Source organism: Micromonospora sp. CP22 (genome assembly GCF_009712475.1).
In the GTDB taxonomy this organism is placed as follows: domain Bacteria; phylum Actinomycetota; class Actinomycetes; order Mycobacteriales; family Micromonosporaceae; genus Micromonospora.
On sequence record NZ_VCJO01000042.1, the window covers coordinates 1 to 5,307 of the forward strand.

Annotated in this window: 3 rRNA genes; all 3 read right to left on the reverse strand. The window is 57.9% G+C overall.

Annotation, left to right across the window (positions count from 1 at the left end):
- Position 1: 1 nt before the first annotated feature.
- Positions 2-118, reverse strand: a 5S ribosomal RNA gene (gene rrf, locus FF096_RS26030).
- Positions 119-217: 99 nt separating this feature from the next.
- Positions 218-3,329 (reverse strand): 23S ribosomal RNA (locus tag FF096_RS26035).
- 379 nt (positions 3,330-3,708) lie between these two features.
- Positions 3,709-5,223: ribosomal RNA gene (locus FF096_RS26040) — 16S ribosomal RNA — on the reverse strand.
- The 16S, 23S and 5S rRNA genes sit together here, the layout of an rRNA operon.
- Positions 5,224-5,307 lie beyond the last annotated feature (84 nt).

Consider the following 5,307-nt stretch of genomic DNA (forward strand, 5'->3'; position numbering starts at 1 on the left):
TGTCCGGCGGTGTCCTACTCTCCCACACCCTCCCGGGTGCAGTACCATCGGCGCTGGAGGGCTTAGCTTCCGGGTTCGGAATGAGACCGGGCGTTTCCCCTCCGCCATGACCGCCGTAACCTTATCAACATGTCAAACAACACCAACAACCAACACCATGTGTCGGGTGTGTTGTTTGTTTGCTGTGAGTTACACAGTGGACGCGAGCAGAATCTTTGTGAGCAAGTCCTCGGCCTATTAGTACCGGTCAACTGAACCCGTTACCGGGCTTACATTTCCGGCCTATCAACCCAGTCGTCTAGCTGGGGGCCTTACCCCACCAAAGGTGGGTGGGATACCTCATCTTGAAGCAGGCTTCCCGCTTAGATGCTTTCAGCGGTTATCCCTTCCGAACGTAGCTAACCAGCCGTGCCCCTGGCGGGACAACTGGCACACCAGAGGTTCGTCCGTCCCGGTCCTCTCGTACTAGGGACAGCCCTTCTCAAGTATCCTACGCGCACGGCGGATAGGGACCGAACTGTCTCACGACGTTCTAAACCCAGCTCGCGTACCGCTTTAATGGGCGAACAGCCCAACCCTTGGGACCTGCTACAGCCCCAGGATGCGACGAGCCGACATCGAGGTGCCAAACCATCCCGTCGATATGGACTCTTGGGGAAGATCAGCCTGTTATCCCCGGGGTACCTTTTATCCGTTGAGCGACACCGCTTCCACACGCAAGTGCCGGATCACTAGTCCCGACTTTCGTCCCTGCTCGACCCGTCAGTCTCACAGTCAAGCTCCCTTGTGTACTTGCACTCAACACCTGATTGCCAACCAGGCTGAGGGAACCTTTGGGCGCCTCCGTTACCCTTTAGGAGGCAACCGCCCCAGTTAAACTACCCACCAGACACTGTCCCTGAACCGGATAACGGTCCGAAGTTAGATACCCGAATCAACCAGAGTGGTATTTCAAGATTGCCTCCACCCATACTGGCGTATGAGCTTCACCGGCTCCCACCTATCCTACACAAGCCGACTCAAATACCAATGTCAAGCTATAGTAAAGGTCCCGGGGTCTTTCCGTCCTGCCGCGCGTAACGAGCATCTTTACTCGTACTGCAATTTCGCCGGGCCTGTGGTTGAGACAGTGGGGAAGTCGTTACGCCATTCGTGCAGGTCGGAACTTACCCGACAAGGAATTTCGCTACCTTAGGATGGTTATAGTTACCACCGCCGTTTACTGGCGCTTAAGTTCTCCGCTTCGCCCCGAAGAGCTAACAGGTCCCCTTAACGTTCCAGCACCGGGCAGGCGTCAGTCCATATACATCGAATTACTTCTTCGCATGGACCTGTGTTTTTAGTAAACAGTCGCTTCCCCCTGCTCTCTGCGGCCATACAACGCTCCACCCGCGCGGGGCTTCACGTCTCCGGCCCCCCTTCTCCCTAAGTTACGGGGGCAATTTGCCGAGTTCCTTAACCACAGTTCACCCGATCGCCTCGGTATTCTCTACCTGACCACCTGTGTCGGTTTGGGGTACGGGCCGCTCAGAACTCGCTAGAGGCTTTTCTCGGCAGCATAGGATCACTGACTTCACCTGAATCGGCTCGGCATCACGTCTCAGCCACATGACGTGCGGATTTGCCTACACGTCGGCCTACACGCTTACCCCGGCACAACCACCGGCCGGGCTCAGCTACCTTCCTGCGTCACCCCATCGCTTGACTACTACCCGCCAGGTTCCCACGCTCCCCACCCTCGACCCGAAGGTCTCAGGCAGATCGGATGGTTAGCACAACGAGGTTCATCAGGGACGCTCCTTCGCGGGTACGGGAATATCAACCCGTTGTCCATCGACTACGCCTCTCGGCCTCGCCTTAGGTCCCGACTCACCCAGGGCGGATTAACCTGGCCCTGGAACCCTTGGTCATCCGGCGGAAGGGTTTCTCACCCTTCTTTCGCTACTCATGCCTGCATTCTCACTCGTGCCGCGTCCACAACTCGATCACTCGGCTGCTTCACCCCCGGCACGACGCTCCCCTACCCACCCACACACCTGCACACCACCCCCGAAGAGACGATGCGAAGTACACGTGTGAATGCCACAGCTTCGGCGGTGTGCTTGAGCCCCGCTACATTGTCGGCGCGGAACCACTTGACCAGTGAGCTATTACGCACTCTTTAAAGGGTGGCTGCTTCTAAGCCAACCTCCTGGTTGTCTATGCGACCCCACATCCTTTTCCACTTAGCACACGCTTAGGGGCCTTAGCTGGTGATCTGGGCTGTTTCCCTCTCGACTACGAAGCTTATCCCCCGCAGTCTCACTGCCGCGCTCTCACTTACCGGCATTCGGAGTTTGGCTGATTTCGGTAAGCTTGTAGGCCCCCTAGACCATCCAGTGCTCTACCTCCGGCAAGAAACACACGACGCTGCACCTAAATGCATTTCGGGGAGAACCAGCTATCACGGAGTTTGATTGGCCTTTCACCCCTAACCACAGGTCATCCCCCAACTTTTCAACGTTGGTGGGTTCGGCCCTCCACACGGTCTTACCCGCGCTTCAGCCTGCCCATGGCTAGATCACTCCGCTTCGGGTCTAGAACATGCGACTCAAACGCCCTCTTCAGACTCGCTTTCGCTACGGCTCCCCCACACGGGTTAACCTCGCCACATGCCACTAACTCGCAGGCTCATTCTTCAAAAGGCACGCCGTCACCCCGCAAGGCTCCGACGGATTGTAGGCGAACGGTTTCAGGTACTATTTCACTCCCCTCCCGGGGTACTTTTCACCATTCCCTCACGGTACTCGTCCGCTATCGGTCACCAGGAAGTATTTAGGCTTACCAGGTGGTCCTGGCAGATTCACGGCAGATTTCAGGAGTCCGCCGCTACTCGGGAACACCCACAGAAGACCAGCTGCTTTCACCTACCGGACTATCACCGTCTACGGTCAGCCTTTCCAGACCATTCAGCTAACAACTGGTTTTATCACTCCCCGAACGAGTGTCAGCTCGCTCAGCAGGGTCCCACAACCCCGACCACGCAACCCCTGACAGGTATCACACGCAACCGGTTTAGCCTCAATCCGCTTTCGCTCGCCACTACTCACGGAATCACTATTGTTTTCTCTTCCTACGGGTACTGAGATGTTTCACTTCCCCGCGTTCCCTCCACACACCCTATGAGTTCAGGTGCAGGTGACACCACATGACTGATGCCGGGTTACCCCATTCGGACACCCTGGGATCACAGCTCGGTTGACAGCTCCCCCAGGCCTATCGCGGCCTCCCACGTCCTTCATCGGCTCCTGGTGCCAAGGCATCCACCGTTCGCCCTTGACAACTTGACCACAAAGATGCTCGCGTCCACTGTGCAATTCTCAACAAACAACCAACCCACAACCCACAGCCCCACACCAGCCCGACCAACAGCCGACGGTATGCGAGACCAGGCCATGCCTGGCAACCACCCCCACCCACCACGGGCAAGGCAATGGCTCCGAAGAAACCAACCACACAAGGTTGTTCCTTCAGGACCCAACAGGGTGCTAAACATCCTCCACCAGCCGCACCACCATCCCGTTCCCACCACCCCGAAGAGCAGCTGTACTAGAAACCATGGCCGTTGCCGGCAGAAAACTTCACCAGTGTCTCCGCCAACGAGCACCCCGACCCGACATCCGCAGGCCGCGGGCCCCATACCAGCCTTCGCTGAATGGTGCTCCTTAGAAAGGAGGTGATCCAGCCGCACCTTCCGGTACGGCTACCTTGTTACGACTTCGTCCCAATCGCCAGCCCCACCTTCGACGGCTCCCTCCACAAGGGTTGGGCCACCGGCTTCGGGTGTTGCCGACTTTCATGACGTGACGGGCGGTGTGTACAAGGCCCGGGAACGTATTCACCGCAGCGTTGCTGATCTGCGATTACTAGCGACTCCGACTTCACGGGGTCGAGTTGCAGACCCCGATCCGAACTGAGACCGGCTTTTTGGGATTCGCTCCACCTCACGGTATCGCAGCCCATTGTACCGGCCATTGTAGCATGCGTGAAGCCCTGGACATAAGGGGCATGATGACTTGACGTCATCCCCACCTTCCTCCGAGTTGACCCCGGCAGTCTCCCATGAGTCCCCAACCGAATTGCTGGCAACATGGGACGAGGGTTGCGCTCGTTGCGGGACTTAACCCAACATCTCACGACACGAGCTGACGACAGCCATGCACCACCTGTCACCGGCCCCGAAGGACCCCACATCTCTGCAGGATTTCCGGCGATGTCAAACCCAGGTAAGGTTCTTCGCGTTGCATCGAATTAATCCGCATGCTCCGCCGCTTGTGCGGGCCCCCGTCAATTCCTTTGAGTTTTAGCCTTGCGGCCGTACTCCCCAGGCGGGGCGCTTAATGCGTTAGCTGCGGCACAGAGAACCGGAGAGGCCCCCCACACCTAGCGCCCAACGTTTACAGCGTGGACTACCAGGGTATCTAATCCTGTTCGCTCCCCACGCTTTCGCTCCTCAGCGTCAGTATCGGCCCAGAGACCCGCCTTCGCCACCGGTGTTCCTCCTGATATCTGCGCATTTCACCGCTACACCAGGAATTCCAGTCTCCCCTACCGAACTCTAGCCTGCCCGTATCGACTGCAGGCCCGCAGTTGAGCCACGGGTTTTCACAGTCGACGCGACAAGCCGCCTACGAGCTCTTTACGCCCAATAAATCCGGACAACGCTCGCGCCCTACGTCTTACCGCGGCTGCTGGCACGTAGTTGGCCGGCGCTTCTTCTGCAGGTACCGTCACTCACGCTTCGTCCCTGCTGAAAGAGGTTTACAACCCGAAGGCCGTCATCCCTCACGCGGCGTCGCTGCATCAGGCTTCCGCCCATTGTGCAATATTCCCCACTGCTGCCTCCCGTAGGAGTCTGGGCCGTGTCTCAGTCCCAGTGTGGCCGGTCGCCCTCTCAGGCCGGCTACCCGTCGTCGCCTTGGTAGGCCATCACCCCACCAACAAGCTGATAGGCCGCGAGCCCATCCCAAGCCGAAAAACTTTCCACCCACAAACATGCGTCCGCAAGTGAATATCCGGTATTAGCCCCCGTTTCCGAGGGTTATCCCAAAGCCTAGGGCAGGTTGCTCACGTGTTACTCACCCGTTCGCCGCTCGAGTACCCCGAAGGGCCTTTCCGCTCGACTTGCATGTGTTAAGCACGCCGCCAGCGTTCGTCCTGAGCCAGGATCAAACTCTCCAACAAAAACCTGTCAAAGAAATCCAACCCCGACAACAAAAAATGTTGCCAAAGGAATCCAAACCAACCAGACACACGCCTGGCCAGCCC